Source organism: Pseudomonas umsongensis, assembly GCF_002236105.1.
GTDB lineage: Bacteria > Pseudomonadota > Gammaproteobacteria > Pseudomonadales > Pseudomonadaceae > Aquipseudomonas > Aquipseudomonas umsongensis.
The window spans coordinates 625,891-640,487 of record NZ_NIWU01000001.1 but is presented as its reverse complement, the minus strand read 5'-3'; the positions used below and the strand labels follow the sequence as shown (position 1 = coordinate 640,487).

The window sequence follows — 14,597 nt, the reverse complement described above, 5'->3', positions numbered from 1 at the left end:
AATAGTCCGGTTAACGCTGGCGTCATACAAAACATCTAGAACCGGCATCAGTCGGTCATGCCTGCGAGGAACCCGGAATGTCTCTGTTGATCCGTGGCGCTACCGTTATTACCCATGATGAAAGTTATCGCGCCGATGTGTATTGCGCAGACGGCGTAATCAAGGCCATCGGCGAAGACCTCGACGTTCCAGCAGGTGCCGAGATACTCGACGGCAGTGGTCAGTACCTGATGCCCGGCGGCATCGACCCCCACACCCACATGCAACTGCCCTTCATGGGCACCGTGGCCAGCGAAGACTTTTTCAGTGGCACGGCGGCGGGTCTGGCCGGTGGCACCACGTCGATCATCGACTTCGTGATCCCCAATCCGCAGCAGTCATTGATGGAGGCCTTCCACCAGTGGCGTGGCTGGGCCGAGAAGTCGGCGTCCGACTACGGCTTCCACGTCGCCATCACCTGGTGGAGCGAACAGGTCCGCGAAGAAATGGCCGAGCTGGTGATTCATCACGGGATCAACAGTTTCAAGCATTTCATGGCCTATAAGAACGCGATCATGGCGGCAGACGACACCCTGGTAGCGAGTTTTGAGCGCTGCCTGGAACTGGGCGCGGTGCCGACCGTGCATGCGGAAAACGGTGAGCTGGTGTATCACCTGCAACGCAAACTCATGGCCCAGGGCATGACCGGGCCGGAGGCGCATCCACTGTCGCGTCCCTCGCAGGTGGAAGGCGAAGCCGCGAGCCGTGCCATCCGCATTGCCGAAACCCTCGGCACGCCGTTGTACCTGGTGCATGTATCGACCAAAGAGGCGCTGGACGAAATCACCTACGCCCGCGCCAAGGGCCAACCGGTCTACGGCGAAGTGCTGGCCGGGCATCTGCTGCTGGACGACAGCGTCTACCGGCACCCGGACTGGCAAACCGCCGCCGGCTACGTGATGAGCCCGCCGTTCCGCCCGCGGGGTCATCAAGAGGCCCTTTGGCACGGTTTGCAGGCAGGTAACCTGCACACCACCGCCACCGATCACTGCTGCTTCTGCGCGGAGCAAAAAGCCGCCGGCAAGGACGACTTCAGCAAGATCCCCAACGGCACCGCCGGCATCGAAGACCGCATGGCGGTGTTGTGGGATGAAGGCGTGAACACCGGGCGTTTTTCGATGCAGCAATTTGTGGCGCTGACCTCCACCAACACCGCGAAAATCTTCAACCTCTACCCACGCAAAGGCGCGATCCGCGTCGGTGCCGATGCCGACCTGGTGCTGTGGGATCCGCAAGGTACGCGGACAATTTCCGCCAAGACCCATCACCAGCAGGTCGACTTCAATATTTTCGAAGGCAAGACCGTGCGCGGTGTACCGAGCCACACCATCAGCCAGGGGCGCGTGGTCTGGGCCGATGGCGATCTACGGGCTGAGCGCGGTGCCGGGCGCTACATCGAGCGGCCGGCTTATCCGGCGGTGTTCGATTTGCTGAGCAAACGGGCCGAGTTGAACCAGCCGGTGGCGGTCAAACGCTGAAATCAAGGCCTTCAATCGCTCCCACATCTGGAATGCGAACCCTGTAGGAGCTGCCGCAGGCTGCGATCTTTTGATTTTGCTTCCAAGATCAAGATCAAAAGATCGCAGCCTGCGGCAGCTCCTACAGGGGATGGCGTAGCACTGAGTAATGCCCAACAGAGGCAGCACCTCAATTACCGTGAGGCCAAATACCGTGATCAAGACCCTGACCCACCTCCCGCATCCCGTTGAGAATGCGGCCGCCCTCGCCGGCCATTTCACCGACCTGGCGCCGCCACTCAATGATCGCCAGGCCCATCTGGAGGCCTCGCGCTGCCTGTATTGCTACGACGCACCCTGCGTGAATGCCTGCCCGAGTGAAATCGATATTCCCTCGTTCATCCGTAACATCCACCAGGACAACGTGCAGGGCGCGGCGCAGAAAATCCTCTCCGCCAACATCCTCGGTGGCAGTTGCGCCCGGGTCTGTCCGACAGAAATTCTTTGTCAGCAAGCCTGCGTGCGCAACAACGCCCATGAGTGCGCGCCGGTCTTGATCGGCCTGTTGCAACGTTATGCCGTGGACAACGCGCATTTCAGCCAGCATCCATTCTCCCGCGCGGCCGCCACCGGCAAGCGCATCGCCGTGGTCGGGGCCGGCCCCGCCGGGTTGTCCTGCGCCCACCGCAGTGCGATGCACGGCCATGACGTGGTGATTTTCGAGGCCAGGGAAAAGGCCGGTGGCCTGAACGAATACGGGATCGCGAAATACAAACTGGTGGACGATTACGCACAAAAGGAGCTGGACTTCCTGTTGGAAATCGGTGGCATCGAAATCCGCCATGGGCACAGGCTCGGGGAAAACCTCAGCCTCAGCGACCTGCATCAACAATTCGACGCGGTGTTCCTCGGCCTCGGCCTGGCGGCCAGCAAACAGCTTGGCCTACAGCATGAAGACGCGCCCGGCCTGGTAGCCGCCACCGACTATATCCGCGAGCTGCGCCAGGCCGACGACTTGACCCAGCTGCCGCTGGCTGACCACTGCATCGTGCTCGGCGCCGGCAACACCGCCATCGACATGGCGGTGCAGATGGCCCGGCTCGGCGCCCACGACGTCAACCTGGTGTATCGCCGTGGTGTCGAGGACATGGGGGCCACCCACCATGAACAGGAGATTGCCAAGGCCAATCAGGTACGCCTGTTGACCTGGGCCCAACCGGAGGAAGTCTTGCTCAATGACCAGGGCCAGGTGCGCGGCATGCGATTCGCTCGCACCCACCTGGTTGAAGGCCGCCTGCAAACCACTGGCGAAACTTTTGAGCTGGCTGCCGACGCGATATTCAAGGCCATCGGCCAGGCCTTCGACAGCAGCGCACTCAGCGATCCGCTGGCCCGGGAACTCAAGCGCGACGGTGATCGCATCCAGGTGGACGAGCATCTGCGCACCAGCATTCCTGGCGTGTATGCCGGCGGCGACTGCACCAGCCTCGACCAGGATCTCACCGTTCAGGCAGTACAGCACGGCAAGCGCGCCGCCGAGGCGATCAACGCTCAACTGATGCTCAATGTGGAGGCTGCATAAATGGCCGATCTGTCGATTGTCTTTGCTGGCATCAAGTCCCCCAACCCGTTCTGGCTGGCCTCTGCACCGCCGACCGACAAGGCCTACAACGTGGTCCGCGCCTTCGAGGCTGGCTGGGGTGGCGTGGTCTGGAAAACCCTGGGGGAAGACCCGGCGGCGGTCAACGTTTCTTCGCGCTATTCGGCGCACTTCGGGGCTAATCGGGAGGTACTGGGTTTTAACAATATCGAACTGATCACCGATCGCTCGCTGGAGATCAACCTGCGGGAAATCACCCAGGTCAAGAAGGACTGGCCGGACCGCGCGCTTATCGTGTCGCTGATGGTGCCTTGCGTCGAAGAATCGTGGAAACACATCCTGCCGCTGGTGGAAGCCACGGGTGCCGACGGCATCGAGCTGAACTTCGGTTGCCCTCACGGTATGCCTGAGCGCGGCATGGGCGCAGCGGTTGGCCAAGTCCCGGAATACGTCGAGCAGGTCACCCGCTGGTGCAAGACCTATTGCTCATTGCCGGTGATCGTCAAGCTCACGCCGAACATCACCGACATCCGTGTCGCTGCCCGCGCGGCGCATCGTGGCGGTGCGGATGCGGTGTCGTTGATCAATACGATCAACTCGATCACCAGCGTCAACCTGGAGCGCATGGTCGCCAATCCCATTGTCGGCAGCCAAAGTACCCATGGCGGCTATTGTGGCTCGGCAGTCAAGCCGATCGCCTTGAACATGGTCGCCGAAATCGCCCGCGACCCTCAGACCCAGGGCCTGCCGATCAGCGGCATTGGCGGCATTGGCAACTGGCGCGATGCCGCCGAATTCATTGCGCTGGGCAGCGGCTCGGTGCAAGTGTGCACGGCGGCAATGCTGCATGGCTTCCGGATTGTCGAGGAGATGAAGGACGGCCTGTCCCGCTGGATGGACAGTCAAGGTTACGCCAACATCGCCGAGTTTTCCGGGCGTGCGGTGGGCAATACCACCGACTGGAAGTACCTGGATATCAACTATCAGGTGATCGCGAAGATCGATCAGGAGGCGTGTATTGGGTGTGGGCGCTGCCATATTGCCTGCGAAGACACCTCGCACCAGGCGGTCGCCAGCGTCAAGCAGGCGGACGGTACCCACAAGTATGAAGTGATCGATGATGAGTGCGTGGGCTGCAACCTGTGCCAGATCACCTGCCCGGTGCAGGACTGTATCGAGATGGTGCCGATGGAGAACGGCAAGCCATTTCTCGACTGGAATCATGATCCGAGGAATCCGTATCACGTCGCGGTTTGAGTTCAGCGGCGTCTGAACTCACTCCTTCGCGGGCAAGTCGGATCGCCGCACCGCCGCTCCCACAGGTTTTTCTGGCGTTCCCAAAACCTGTGGGAGCGGCGGTGCGGCGATCCGACTTGCCCGCGATGAGGCCATCAGCAACACCGAAGGCCTCAGGGCTCCAACCCGATCCCCCGCAAAATCACACTCGTCACCGTCTGCACCGCCCGCTCGAACTGCATATCGGACAACGGTTGATGATCATTCAAAATATTCACCTGATGATCAAAGTCGGCATAGTGCTGTGTCGAAGCCCAGATCATGTACAACAGGCTTGAAGGCTCCACCGGCAGGATGCGCCCGTCGTCCACCCACTGGCGGATCTTCGCTTCTTTCATCTTGGCCCAGTCATACAGGCTCGCGTCCAGCTTCGCGCCCAGGGTCGGCGCGCCGTGGATGATTTCGTTGGCCCAGACCTTTGAACCGTAGGGCCGGCTGCGCGAGTGGTTCATCTTGGCGCGGATGTAGCTGCTGAGCACCACGCGGGGGTCGTCGAACATCTCGAAGCACAGCGCGTCCTGCTTCCACACTTCCAGCAGGTCCAACAGCACGGCGCTGTACAGTTCGGTCTTGGTGCTGAAGTAGTAATGCAGGTTGGAGCGCGGCAGTTGCACCTCGGCGGCGATGTCGGCCATGGCGGTGCTACCAAAGCCTTTTTCGGCGAAGACCTTCTCGGCCCCCAGCAGAATTTTCTCGACGTTACTGCGACGAATCTCGATCTTGTGATTGCCCATGAGGGCTCCCTGACAACAACATTAAACAAGACTAGCACCGCTCTACGGCGCGGCGACAGGGGACCGTCGATTCCGGCGCATGGTCAGGGCACCTCTTGACCGCATTTCATACCTTCAAACCATGCCTGCGGTCTCTACCCATATAACCCCTTAACCCCGGGGGAACGAATTACCTCAAGTCATCGTATAACTTCCGATTGACAACCCCCAAAAATCCCGCAAATATCTTCGCCAATGTTGTACGACGACGTATGACAAAAATAAAAACAAAAAAGCAGCAAGGGAGCGTCACAGTGAGCAAGCTCGTCCTCGATTCGTCCGTCCGTACTCCACGCCCAACCATCACCCGCTTGCAGACACTGAGCCTGTACGGTTGCGCCAGCCTGGCCCTGAGCCTGCCCCTCACCAGCCAGGCCGAAGGCTTCACCGATGACGCCAAAGCCACGCTGAACCTGCGCAACGCCTACTTCAATCGCAACTACACCAACCCGGCCTACCCTCAGGGCAAGGCTGAGGAGTGGACACAGAACTTCATCCTCGACGCCAAATCCGGCTATACCCAGGGCCCGGTGGGCTTCGGTGTGGATGTGCTGGGGCTGTACTCGCAAAAGCTCGACGGCGGCAAGGGCACCACGGGAACGCAGTTGCTGCCGGTCCATGGTGACGGCCGCCCGGCCGACAACTTCGGGCGCCTGGGCGTGGCACTCAAAGGCAAGATCTCGAGAACCGAACTGAAGGTCGGCGAATGGATGCCGGTGTTGCCGATCCTGCGTTCCGACGACGGCCGCTCGCTGCCGCAAACCTTCCGCGGTGGCCAGGTGACGTCCACCGAGATCAGCGGCCTGACGCTCTACGGCGGGCAGTTCCGCCAGAACAGCCCGCGCAACGATGCGAGCATGGAAGACATGTTCATGAACGGCAAGTCGGCGGCCTTTAGCTCGGACCGTTTCAACTTCGGCGGCGGCGAATACGCCTTCAACGAAAAACGCACCCAGGTCGGCGTCTGGTACGCCGAACTCAGCGACATCTACCAGCAGCAGTACTTCAACCTCAGTCACAGTCAGCCAATCGGCGACTGGACCCTGGGCGCCAACCTCGGCTACTTCATCGGCAAGGAAGACGGCAGTGCCCTGGCCGGTGACCTGGACAACAAGACCGCCTTCGCCCTGCTCTCGGCCAAATACGGTGGCAACACCTTTTATGTCGGCCTGCAAAAACTCAGCGGCGACGACGTGTGGATGCGGGTCAACGGCACCAGCGGCGGGACCCTGGCCAACGACAGCTACAACTCCAGCTACGACAACGCCAGGGAGAAGTCCTGGCAGGTGCGTCACGACTACAACTTCGTGGCCCTGGGCATTCCCGGCCTGACACTGATGAACCGCTACATCAGCGGCGACAACGTGCACACCGGCACCATCACCGACGGCAAGGAATGGGGCCGCGAATCGGAACTGGCCTACACGGTGCAGAGCGGCGCGTTGAAAAACCTCAACGTCAAATGGCGCAATGCGAGCATCCGCAAGGATTTCAGCACCAACGAGTTCGACGAAAACCGGATTTTCATCAGCTACCCGATTTCGTTGTTGTAAGAGCAGAGGATCAACAAATGCCCCTGTAGGAGCTGGCTTGCCAGCGATGGCGTCCGCCAGATCGCCATCGCTGGCAAGCCAACTCCTACAGGGATCGAGATTTACCAGAGCATTGATCGGGGTGACCCTCCGTCAATTTCCACCAATGTCGCGTTGACAAAAACCGGAAAGCCTACCGATACTTCAGCAAAGTCGTACGACAACCTACAACGACCCAATAACAATAACTGCTTGTCCAGGAATTCCCATGACGACCACTGCAACCGCCCAAACGCCCTTCAATCGCCTGTTGCTGACCGGTGCTGCCGGTGGCCTGGGCAAAGTCCTGCGCGAGAGCCTGCGCCCGTACGCCAACGTCATTCGCCTGTCCGACATCGCCGACATCGCCCCCGCCATCGATGATCGCGAAGAAGTCGTGCCGTGCGACCTCGCCGACAAGCACGCGGTGCATCAGTTGGTCGAAGGCGTGGATGCGATCCTGCATTTTGGCGGGGTGTCGGTTGAGCGCTCGTTCGAAGAAATCCTCGGCGCCAACATCTGCGGCGTATTCCACATCTATGAGGCGGCACGCCGTCACGGCGTCAAGCGTGTGATCTTCGCCAGTTCCAACCACGTCATCGGCTTCTACAAGCAGGATGAAGTCATCGACGCCCATTCCCCTCGCCGCCCGGACAGCTACTACGGCTTGTCCAAGTCCTATGGCGAAGACATGGCCACGTTCTACTTCGATCGCTACGGCATCGAGACCGTCAGCGTGCGCATCGGCTCTTCGTTCCCCGAGCCGCAGAACCGCAGGATGATGAGCACCTGGCTGAGCTTCGGTGACCTCACCCAATTGCTCGAACGCGCGCTCTACACCCCCAACGTTGGACACACGGTGGTCTACGGCGCCTCCGACAACAAGGACGTCTGGTGGGACAACCGTTACGCCACGGTCCTGGGTTATGCCCCGCAGGACAGCTCCGAAGTGTTCCGTGAAAAGGTCGAAGCCCAGCCGCTGCCGGCCGCCGATGACCCGGTGCGGATCTACCAGGGCGGTGCCTTTTGCGTTGCCGGCCCGTTCGGCGACTGATCGCCCCAGCCATGAGCCCAACCACCAACAGCCAAGGGAATGAGTTGCCATGCAAGCCGAACTGATTGTCGATGCGCGCAATACGGTGGGTGAAAGCCCGGTCTGGGTCCCCGAGGAAAACGCCCTGTACTGGGTCGATATTCCCGCCGGGGGCCTGCAATGCTGGAGCGCGCAAACCGGTCATGTGCACGCCTGGAAAGCCCCGCAAATGCTCGCCTGCATCGCCCGTCACTCCGATGGCGGCTGGGTCGCCGGCATGGAGAGCGGGTTCTACCATCTGCATGCACATGCCGACGGCAGCCTCGACAGCGCCCCCCTGGCCCACGTCGATCACCCCCGCCCGGACATGCGCCTCAACGATGGTCGCTGCGACCGCCAGGGCCGCTTCTGGGCCGGGAGCATGGTACTGGACATGGGCGCCAATGCCGCCGTGGGCACGCTCTATCGCTATGGCGCCGGGCAACAAGGCCCGCTCCAGGCACAACTGAACGGCCTGATCGTGCCCAACGGCCTGGCCTTCAGCCCGGACGGCCGGACGATGTACCTGTCCGACTCCCATCCGCTGGTGCAGCAGGTCTGGGCATTCGATTACGACATCGACAGCGGCACTCCTTCCAACCGCCGCGTGTTCATCGACATGAATCAATATGCCGGCCGCCCTGATGGCGCGGCGGTCGATGCCGAGGGTTGTTACTGGATCTGCGGCAACGATGCCGGGTTGGTCCACCGCTTCACCCCCGACGGTCGACTGGACCGCTCCCTTGCCGTACCGGTGAAAAAACCGAGCATGTGCGCCTTCGGTGGCAGTCGCCTGGACACCTTGTTCGTGACCTCGATTCGCCCGGGAGACGACCTTGACGAGCATTCGCTGGCCGGTGGCGTGTTCGCCCTGGACCCCGGCGTCAAGGGATTGCCCGAGCCGCACTTCAAGCAATGAATGCAATTGTTGGCGCTACACCGCTGTGCCCTGAATAACAAAAACAACAAGACTGGAGACACCCCCGATGGACTTCAAACGCACCTTGCTCGCCGCAGCACTCCCTCTGGCCTTCACCCTCAGCAGCGCCGCCCATGCGCTGGAAATCAAGTTTGCCGACATCCACCCCGCGGGCTACCCCACCGTGGTCGCTGAAGAGCAATTGGGCAAGACACTGGTGGCCGACAGCGACGGCAAGCTGACCTTCAAGATGTTCGCCAGCGGTGTGCTCGGCTCGGAAAAAGAAGTTGTCGAGCAGGCCCAGGTTGGCGCGATCCAGATGGCTCGGGTCAGCCTCGGCATCGTCGGCCCGGTGGTGCCGGACGTGAACGTATTCAACATGCCGTTCGTGTTCCGCGACCAGGCGCACATGCGCAAGGTCATCGACGGTGAAGTCGGCGACGAGATCCTCGACAAGATCACCAACTCCGAATTCAACCTCGTCGCCCTCGCCTGGATGGATGGCGGCACGCGCAACATCTACACCAAGAAACCGGTGCGCAGCCTGGAGGATCTCAAGGGCATGAAGATTCGCGTGCAAGGCAACCCGATGTTCATCGAAACCATCAACGCCATGGGCGGCAACGGCATTGCCATGGACACCGGTGAAATCTTCAGTGCCCTGCAGACCGGTGTGATCGACGGTGCGGAGAACAACCCGCCGACCCTGCTCGAACACAATCACTACCAGAACGCCAAGTTCTATAGCCTGACCGGGCACCTGATCCTGCCCGAGCCGATCGTGATGTCGAAGATCACCTGGAACAAACTCACCCCCGAGCAGCAGGTGCTGGTGAAGAAGACCGCCAAGGCGGCGCAGGCGCAGGAGCGCACCCTGTGGGATGCCAAATCGGCCAGCAGCGAAGAAAAACTCAAGGCTGCCGGCGTCGAGTTCATCACCGTCGACAAGAAACCTTTCTATGAAGCGACCGCCTCGATCCGCGAGAAATACGGCGCACCCTACGCCGACCTGATCAAGCGCATCGAAGCCGTCCAGTAACTCTCCCGCTCCCTTGAAAGGCCCGGCGCGACGTTCGTTGGTAGACGCCCGTGCGCGCCCGGTTACGGTGAAACCCGATGAAGAATCTATTGCTGCGCATCAACGACAGGATCTACATGACCTGCATCTGGGTCGCGGGCCTGTCGGTCCTGGCAATTGCCCTGATCATTCCCTGGGGCGTCTTCGCCCGCTACGTCCTCGGCACTGGCTCAAGCTGGCCTGAGCCCACGGCGATTCTGCTGATGATGGTCTTCACCTTCATCGGCGCCGCCGCCAGCTACCGCGCTGGCGCACACATGGCCGTGGCCATGCTCACCGACCGCATGCCCCCCGAACTGCGCAAGGCTGTAGGCGTGGTCTCGCAACTGTTGATGGCAACCATCGCGTTGTTCATGACCATCTGGGGCAGCAAGCTGTGCCTGTCGACCTGGAACCAGTTCATGAGCGCCCTGCCCACCCTGCGCGTAGGCATTACCTACATGCCGATTCCGATTGGCGGCCTGCTGACGCTGATCTTTGTCCTGGAAAAACTCTTGCTCGGCGACCAGAGCAATCGTCGCGTCGTGCGTTTCGACATCGTTGAAGAAAACGAAGGGGCTGCCTGAATGGACGCTGTGATTCTGTTGGGTAGCTTCATAGCATTGATCCTGATCGGCATGCCGGTCGCCTACGCGCTCGGGCTCTCTGCGCTGATCGGCGCGTTCTGGATCGACATTCCGTTCCAGGCGCTGATGATTCAGGTGGCCGGTGGCGTCAACAAATTTTCCCTGCTGGCGATTCCGTTCTTCGTCCTCGCCGGTGCGATCATGGCCGAGGGCGGCATGTCTCGGCGCCTTGTGGCATTTGCCGGTGTGCTGGTCGGGTTCGTGCGCGGAGGACTGTCACTGGTCAACATCATGGCCTCGACCTTCTTTGGCGCTATTTCCGGTTCGTCGGTGGCGGATACCGCCTCGGTCGGTTCGGTGCTGATCCCGGAAATGGAACGCCGCGGCTATCCCCGTGAGTTCGCCACCGCCGTGACCGTCAGCGGCTCGGTGCAAGCCCTGTTGACGCCGCCAAGCCACAACTCGGTGCTCTACTCGCTGGCGGCAGGTGGAACGGTGTCGATCGCCTCGCTGTTCATGGCCGGCGTGGTGCCGGGCCTGTTGATGAGCGCGTGCCTGATGGTGCTGTGCCTGATCTTCGCCAAGAAGCGTGACTACCCCAAGGGCGAAGTCATCCCGATGCGCGAAGCCTTGAAAATCTGCGGCGAAGCACTTTGGGGCCTGATGGCCATGGTGATCATCCTCGGTGGCATTCTGTCGGGCATATTCACGGCGACCGAGTCGGCGGCCATCGCGGTACTGTGGTCGTTCTTCGTGACCATGTTCATCTACCGCGACTACAAGTGGAGCGAGCTGCCGAAACTGATGCACCGCACGGTGCGCACGATTTCGATCGTGATGATCCTGATCGGCTTCGCCGCCAGCTTCGGCTACATCATGACGCTGATGCAGATCCCGGCGAAGATCACCACGATGTTCCTGACCCTGTCGGACAACCGTTACGTGATCCTGATGTGCATCAACGTCATGCTGCTCTTGCTCGGCACCGTGATGGACATGGCACCCTTGATCCTGATCCTTACGCCGATCCTGATGCCAGTGATTCTCGGCATTGGCGTGGACCCGGTGCAGTTCGGCATGATCATGCTGGTGAACCTGGGGATCGGCTTGATCACACCGCCGGTAGGCGCGGTACTCTTTGTCGGGTCGGCGGTGGGCAAGGTCAGCATCGAATCAACCGTCAAGGCCCTGCTGCCGTTCTACGCCGTGCTGTTCCTGGTGCTGTTGGGCGTGACCTACATTCCTGCGCTGTCGCTGTGGTTGCCGCATCTGGTGTTGTAATCCGGCTGATCCTGCAACCGCTGAACTGTAGGAGCCGGCTTGCTGGCGATGGCGTTCTCAAGGGCGCCATCGCCAGCAAGCCGGCTCCTACAAAGGCAATCCGTGCATTCCCTTTACCGCTGGTGAATATGAAACCCACATTGCTCGAACTCGAAGACGAACTCACCCGCCTCACCCTCGCCCCCGAACTTGGCGGCAGCATCGTCAACTGGTCCGTGCGCCACACCGGCCAGCCGTTGTTACGACACGCCGATGAGCACGCATTGAACGCAGGCCTTCCCGGCAAACTGGGCTGCTTCCCCTTGGTGCCGTGGTCCAACCGCATTGCCGAAGGGGGATTCGATTGCCCGGATGGCTGGCTGCCCCTGGTGCCCAATAGCCTCACCGATCCTCTGCCGATTCATGGCAGCGCCTGGCAGCAGCCGTGGCAGGTAGTCTCCAAAACGCCTAACGATGTGGTGCTGCAACTCGATAGCACCGAGCCCTTTGCCTATTGCGCCCGCCAACGTTTCCATCTCGATAAAGGCAAGCTGAGTATCGAGTTGAGCGTTACCCATCTGGCCGAACACGCGGCCTGGCATGGCTTGGGCCTGCACCCTTATCTACCCCGAAGCGCTGGCACGCGATTACAGGCAAAGGCCGGGCAAGTGTGGCTGTGCGACACCACCAGACTACCAACCGGGCTGAGTGCATTACCTGCCGAATGGGATTTCCAGCAGCCCAAGGCCCTGCCCCAGACACTGGTCGACAACGGTTTCTGCAACTGGGATGGCCACTGCCTGATTCAGCAACCCGACCTTGGTTACGAGCTGGAATGCCAGGCCACCGGCAGCGATTACTACCTGCTCTATTGTCCGCCAGGACTGGGTTTTTTCTGCATCGAACCGGTCAGCCACCCGGTCAACGCGCACCACTTGCCAAGTCGGCCCGGGTTGCGTTTGCTGGAGCAGGGCCAATCGGCAGAATTGTCCTTCACACTGCATTACCGCCCTTTGTAGGAGCGAGCATGCTCGCGATGAACCCAAGAACGCCGCGGGGTGTCAGGCTTCCCGCGTTATCGTTGACCTCCATCGTCGGTACGCCGCCCGGAGCATGCTCGCTCCTACAAGAATTCAGAGACCTGCCCGCAATAGCATGTAGGCGGAGACTGCCAGGCAGATGCTCGCAAATCCCACCTGCAGCGCCCGCGCCGGCACTCGCGCGCAAAGCTTTCGGCCGATGATCATGCCCACGATGCTGGCGGCGATAAAGGCCATGCCAGACCCGTCGATGCGCACCCCGGCATGCAATGCGCCGATCACGCCGATGGCCGAGATCAGGCTGATGACCATCAGGGACGTGGCAATGATGCCGCGCATCTGCACGTCGGTCAGCTGCTTGAAGGCCGGCACGATCAGAAACCCGCCGCCCACACCCAGCAAGCCAGAGACTACACCGGTCACCGCACCGAGGGCCGCGAGGGTCGCGGTGCATTTGGCGGTCCAGGAAAAGCGCCCGGTCTGCTGATCGAGCATGCAGTTCTTCTGGCCCCAGTTGGCGTGACCATGATCGCTGGGCCCCTGGTCCTTGCGCTCGCGACGCAACATCCGTGCAGCCACCATGACCATCAGCAGACTGAACAGGATCATCAGGACTTTTTCCGGCAGTCGATGGGCGAAGTAGATGCCCAGCGGGGAAAACATCGCGCCCAGCAAGGCAATCAACAGCGCCGCGCGATAGCGTACCAGGCCATGGCGCAAGCCATCGATGGCACCGACCGCCGCTGCGCTGCCTACGGCGAACAGCGCGACGGGCGCCGCCGTGGTCATGCTCCAGCCGAGTCCCAACACCAGCGCCGGCACTGCAAGAATACCGCCCCCGGCCCCGGTCAAACCGAGCACCAACCCCATGACCACACCAAAAAAACTCGCCAGCAACATAGAACGCTCGTAATCCATGACAAAGGCCGGGAACGCCCGGTATCGATAGAGTGACAGGATAGAGCCCGCAGCGTTTTTTTCATCAACTGAATGTGTCGTGGGCTGGTCAGCGCAGGGAAAATGAATCTAACCTCATGACTTGCCCCTGAAGAAAAAACCCACATGCCCGCCCTCATTGAAGCTTTTTATGACGACGCCTCGTCAACCTACAGTTACGTCATCTACGAAACCGATGGCGGACAATGCGCGATCGTCGATCCGGTACTCGACTACAACCCGGCTGCCGGACGGACCGGCACCCTGCAGGCCGACCGGATCATCGCCTTCGTGCGCGAGCACCGCTTGCAGGTGCAATGGCTGCTGGAAACCCACGCCCACGCCGATCACCTGTCCGCCGCGCCTTACCTGCGCCGGGAACTGGGCGGCAAGATCGCCATCGGCCAGTCGATCTGCAAGGTGCAGGGCGTGTTCAAGACCCTGTTCAACCTTGAGCCGGAGTTTTGCATTGACGGCTCGCAGTTCGATCACCTGTTCGCCCCGAACGAGTCATTTCGCATCGGCAACCTCAAGGCCACCGCCTTGCATGTACCTGGCCATACCCCGGCGGACATGGCTTACCTGGTCGACGGCGACGCGATCCTGGTTGGGGACACCCTGTTCATGCCCGACGTCGGAACCGCCCGCTGCGACTTTCCTGGCGGCGACGCCCATCAGATGTTTGCCTCGATCCACAAGCTGCTGGCCTTCCCTGCCAGCGTGCGCCTCTTCGTCTGCCACGACTACCCGCCCGAGGGCCGTGAACCGCACTGCATGAGCACCGTTGGCGAACAACGCAAGAGCAACATCCACGTGCGCGACGGCATCGACGAAACCGCGTTCGTCGACATGCGCACCCGACGCGATGCCGGGTTGGGCATGCCGACGCTGCTGCTGCCAGCGATTCAGGTCAATGTGCGGGCGGGGAACCTGCCGCCGGCGGAGGACAATGGCGTGGTCTACCTGAAAATCCCCCTGAACAAGTTCTGA

General features: G+C 61.1%; 13 protein-coding genes. 11 read left to right on the top strand and 2 right to left on the bottom strand.

Annotated elements, in window-relative coordinates; all coding sequences use genetic code 11:
- Positions 1–77: 77 nt before the first annotated feature.
- The 3 genes from hydA (at position 78) to preA (ending at position 4,353) form a co-directional block, all read left to right on the top strand.
- A complete protein-coding gene (gene hydA, locus PSUM_RS02985) occupies positions 78–1,517 on the top strand; it encodes a dihydropyrimidinase (RefSeq protein WP_020799412.1) in 1,440 nt (479 codons plus the stop codon).
- Positions 1,518–1,710: 193 nt separating this feature from the next.
- Complete coding sequence (locus tag PSUM_RS02980) at positions 1,711–3,078, top strand: NAD(P)-dependent oxidoreductase (RefSeq protein WP_020799411.1); 1,368 nt, start codon at positions 1,711–1,713, stop codon at positions 3,076–3,078.
- On the top strand, positions 3,079–4,353 hold the full coding sequence (gene preA / locus PSUM_RS02975) for an NAD-dependent dihydropyrimidine dehydrogenase subunit PreA (RefSeq protein WP_020799410.1): 1,275 nt from the start codon (positions 3,079–3,081) through the stop codon (positions 4,351–4,353).
- A gap of 152 nt (positions 4,354–4,505) precedes the next feature.
- Here the strand turns inward: preA and PSUM_RS02970 are convergent, their stop codons facing one another.
- Entirely contained in the window at positions 4,506–5,126 is a 621-nt protein-coding gene (locus PSUM_RS02970; RefSeq protein ID WP_020799409.1) for a TetR/AcrR family transcriptional regulator, read from the bottom strand.
- A gap of 293 nt (positions 5,127–5,419) precedes the next feature.
- Between PSUM_RS02970 and PSUM_RS02965 the strand changes: the two genes are divergently transcribed.
- The 7 genes from PSUM_RS02965 (at position 5,420) to PSUM_RS02935 (ending at position 12,650) form a co-directional block, all read left to right on the top strand.
- Positions 5,420–6,718, top strand: coding sequence for an OprD family porin (locus PSUM_RS02965; protein WP_020799408.1), 1,299 nt, complete (start codon positions 5,420–5,422; stop codon positions 6,716–6,718).
- A gap of 247 nt (positions 6,719–6,965) precedes the next feature.
- On the top strand, positions 6,966–7,790 hold the full coding sequence (locus tag PSUM_RS02960; RefSeq protein ID WP_083348946.1) for an NAD-dependent epimerase/dehydratase family protein: 825 nt from the start codon (positions 6,966–6,968) through the stop codon (positions 7,788–7,790).
- A 49-nt stretch (positions 7,791–7,839) separates the two neighbouring features.
- Positions 7,840–8,727 carry an SMP-30/gluconolactonase/LRE family protein gene (locus tag PSUM_RS02955; RefSeq protein ID WP_083348945.1) on the top strand — a complete coding sequence of 296 codons (888 nt, stop codon included), beginning with the start codon at positions 7,840–7,842 and terminating at the stop codon, positions 8,725–8,727.
- Between the two features lie 67 nt (positions 8,728–8,794).
- Positions 8,795–9,766: a TRAP transporter substrate-binding protein gene (locus tag PSUM_RS02950; RefSeq protein ID WP_083348944.1), complete on the top strand. Its 972-nt coding sequence runs from the start codon at positions 8,795–8,797 to the stop codon at positions 9,764–9,766.
- A 77-nt stretch (positions 9,767–9,843) separates the two neighbouring features.
- Complete coding sequence (locus PSUM_RS02945) at positions 9,844–10,371, top strand: TRAP transporter small permease (protein WP_020799404.1); 528 nt, start codon at positions 9,844–9,846, stop codon at positions 10,369–10,371.
- The gene (locus tag PSUM_RS02940; RefSeq protein WP_020799403.1) at positions 10,372–11,652 is read left to right on the top strand and encodes a TRAP transporter large permease; all 1,281 of its coding nucleotides are present in this window, start codon (positions 10,372–10,374) and stop codon (positions 11,650–11,652) included.
- A 128-nt stretch (positions 11,653–11,780) separates the two neighbouring features.
- Complete coding sequence (locus PSUM_RS02935; RefSeq protein WP_020798311.1) at positions 11,781–12,650, top strand: aldose 1-epimerase; 870 nt, start codon at positions 11,781–11,783, stop codon at positions 12,648–12,650.
- A 114-nt stretch (positions 12,651–12,764) separates the two neighbouring features.
- On the opposite strand, the gene PSUM_RS02930 is transcribed toward PSUM_RS02935, so the two are convergent.
- Entirely contained in the window at positions 12,765–13,571 is an 807-nt protein-coding gene (locus tag PSUM_RS02930) for a sulfite exporter TauE/SafE family protein (RefSeq protein ID WP_020798310.1), read from the bottom strand.
- 162 nt (positions 13,572–13,733) lie between these two features.
- Here PSUM_RS02930 and PSUM_RS02925 point away from each other — a divergent pair, with 162 nt between their 5' ends.
- Positions 13,734–14,597 (top strand): MBL fold metallo-hydrolase, encoded by an 864-nt coding sequence (locus tag PSUM_RS02925; protein ID WP_020798309.1) that lies wholly within the window; start codon positions 13,734–13,736, stop codon positions 14,595–14,597.

Coding starts and splice junctions, on each gene's coding strand:
- preA (WP_020799410.1), top strand. CDS start 3,079: ATGGCCGATCTGTCGATTGTCTTTGCTGGCATCAAGTCCCCCAACCCG.
- PSUM_RS02950 (WP_083348944.1), top strand. CDS start 8,795: ATGGACTTCAAACGCACCTTGCTCGCCGCAGCACTCCCTCTGGCCTTC.
- PSUM_RS02955 (WP_083348945.1), top strand. CDS start 7,840: ATGCAAGCCGAACTGATTGTCGATGCGCGCAATACGGTGGGTGAAAGC.
- PSUM_RS02930 (WP_020798310.1), bottom strand. CDS start 13,571: ATGTTGCTGGCGAGTTTTTTTGGTGTGGTCATGGGGTTGGTGCTCGGT.
- PSUM_RS02960 (WP_083348946.1), top strand. CDS start 6,966: ATGACGACCACTGCAACCGCCCAAACGCCCTTCAATCGCCTGTTGCTG.
- hydA (WP_020799412.1), top strand. CDS start 78: ATGTCTCTGTTGATCCGTGGCGCTACCGTTATTACCCATGATGAAAGT.
- PSUM_RS02970 (WP_020799409.1), bottom strand. CDS start 5,126: ATGGGCAATCACAAGATCGAGATTCGTCGCAGTAACGTCGAGAAAATT.
- PSUM_RS02945 (WP_020799404.1), top strand. CDS start 9,844: ATGAAGAATCTATTGCTGCGCATCAACGACAGGATCTACATGACCTGC.
- PSUM_RS02925 (WP_020798309.1), top strand. CDS start 13,734: ATGCCCGCCCTCATTGAAGCTTTTTATGACGACGCCTCGTCAACCTAC.
- PSUM_RS02940 (WP_020799403.1), top strand. CDS start 10,372: ATGGACGCTGTGATTCTGTTGGGTAGCTTCATAGCATTGATCCTGATC.
- PSUM_RS02935 (WP_020798311.1), top strand. CDS start 11,781: ATGAAACCCACATTGCTCGAACTCGAAGACGAACTCACCCGCCTCACC.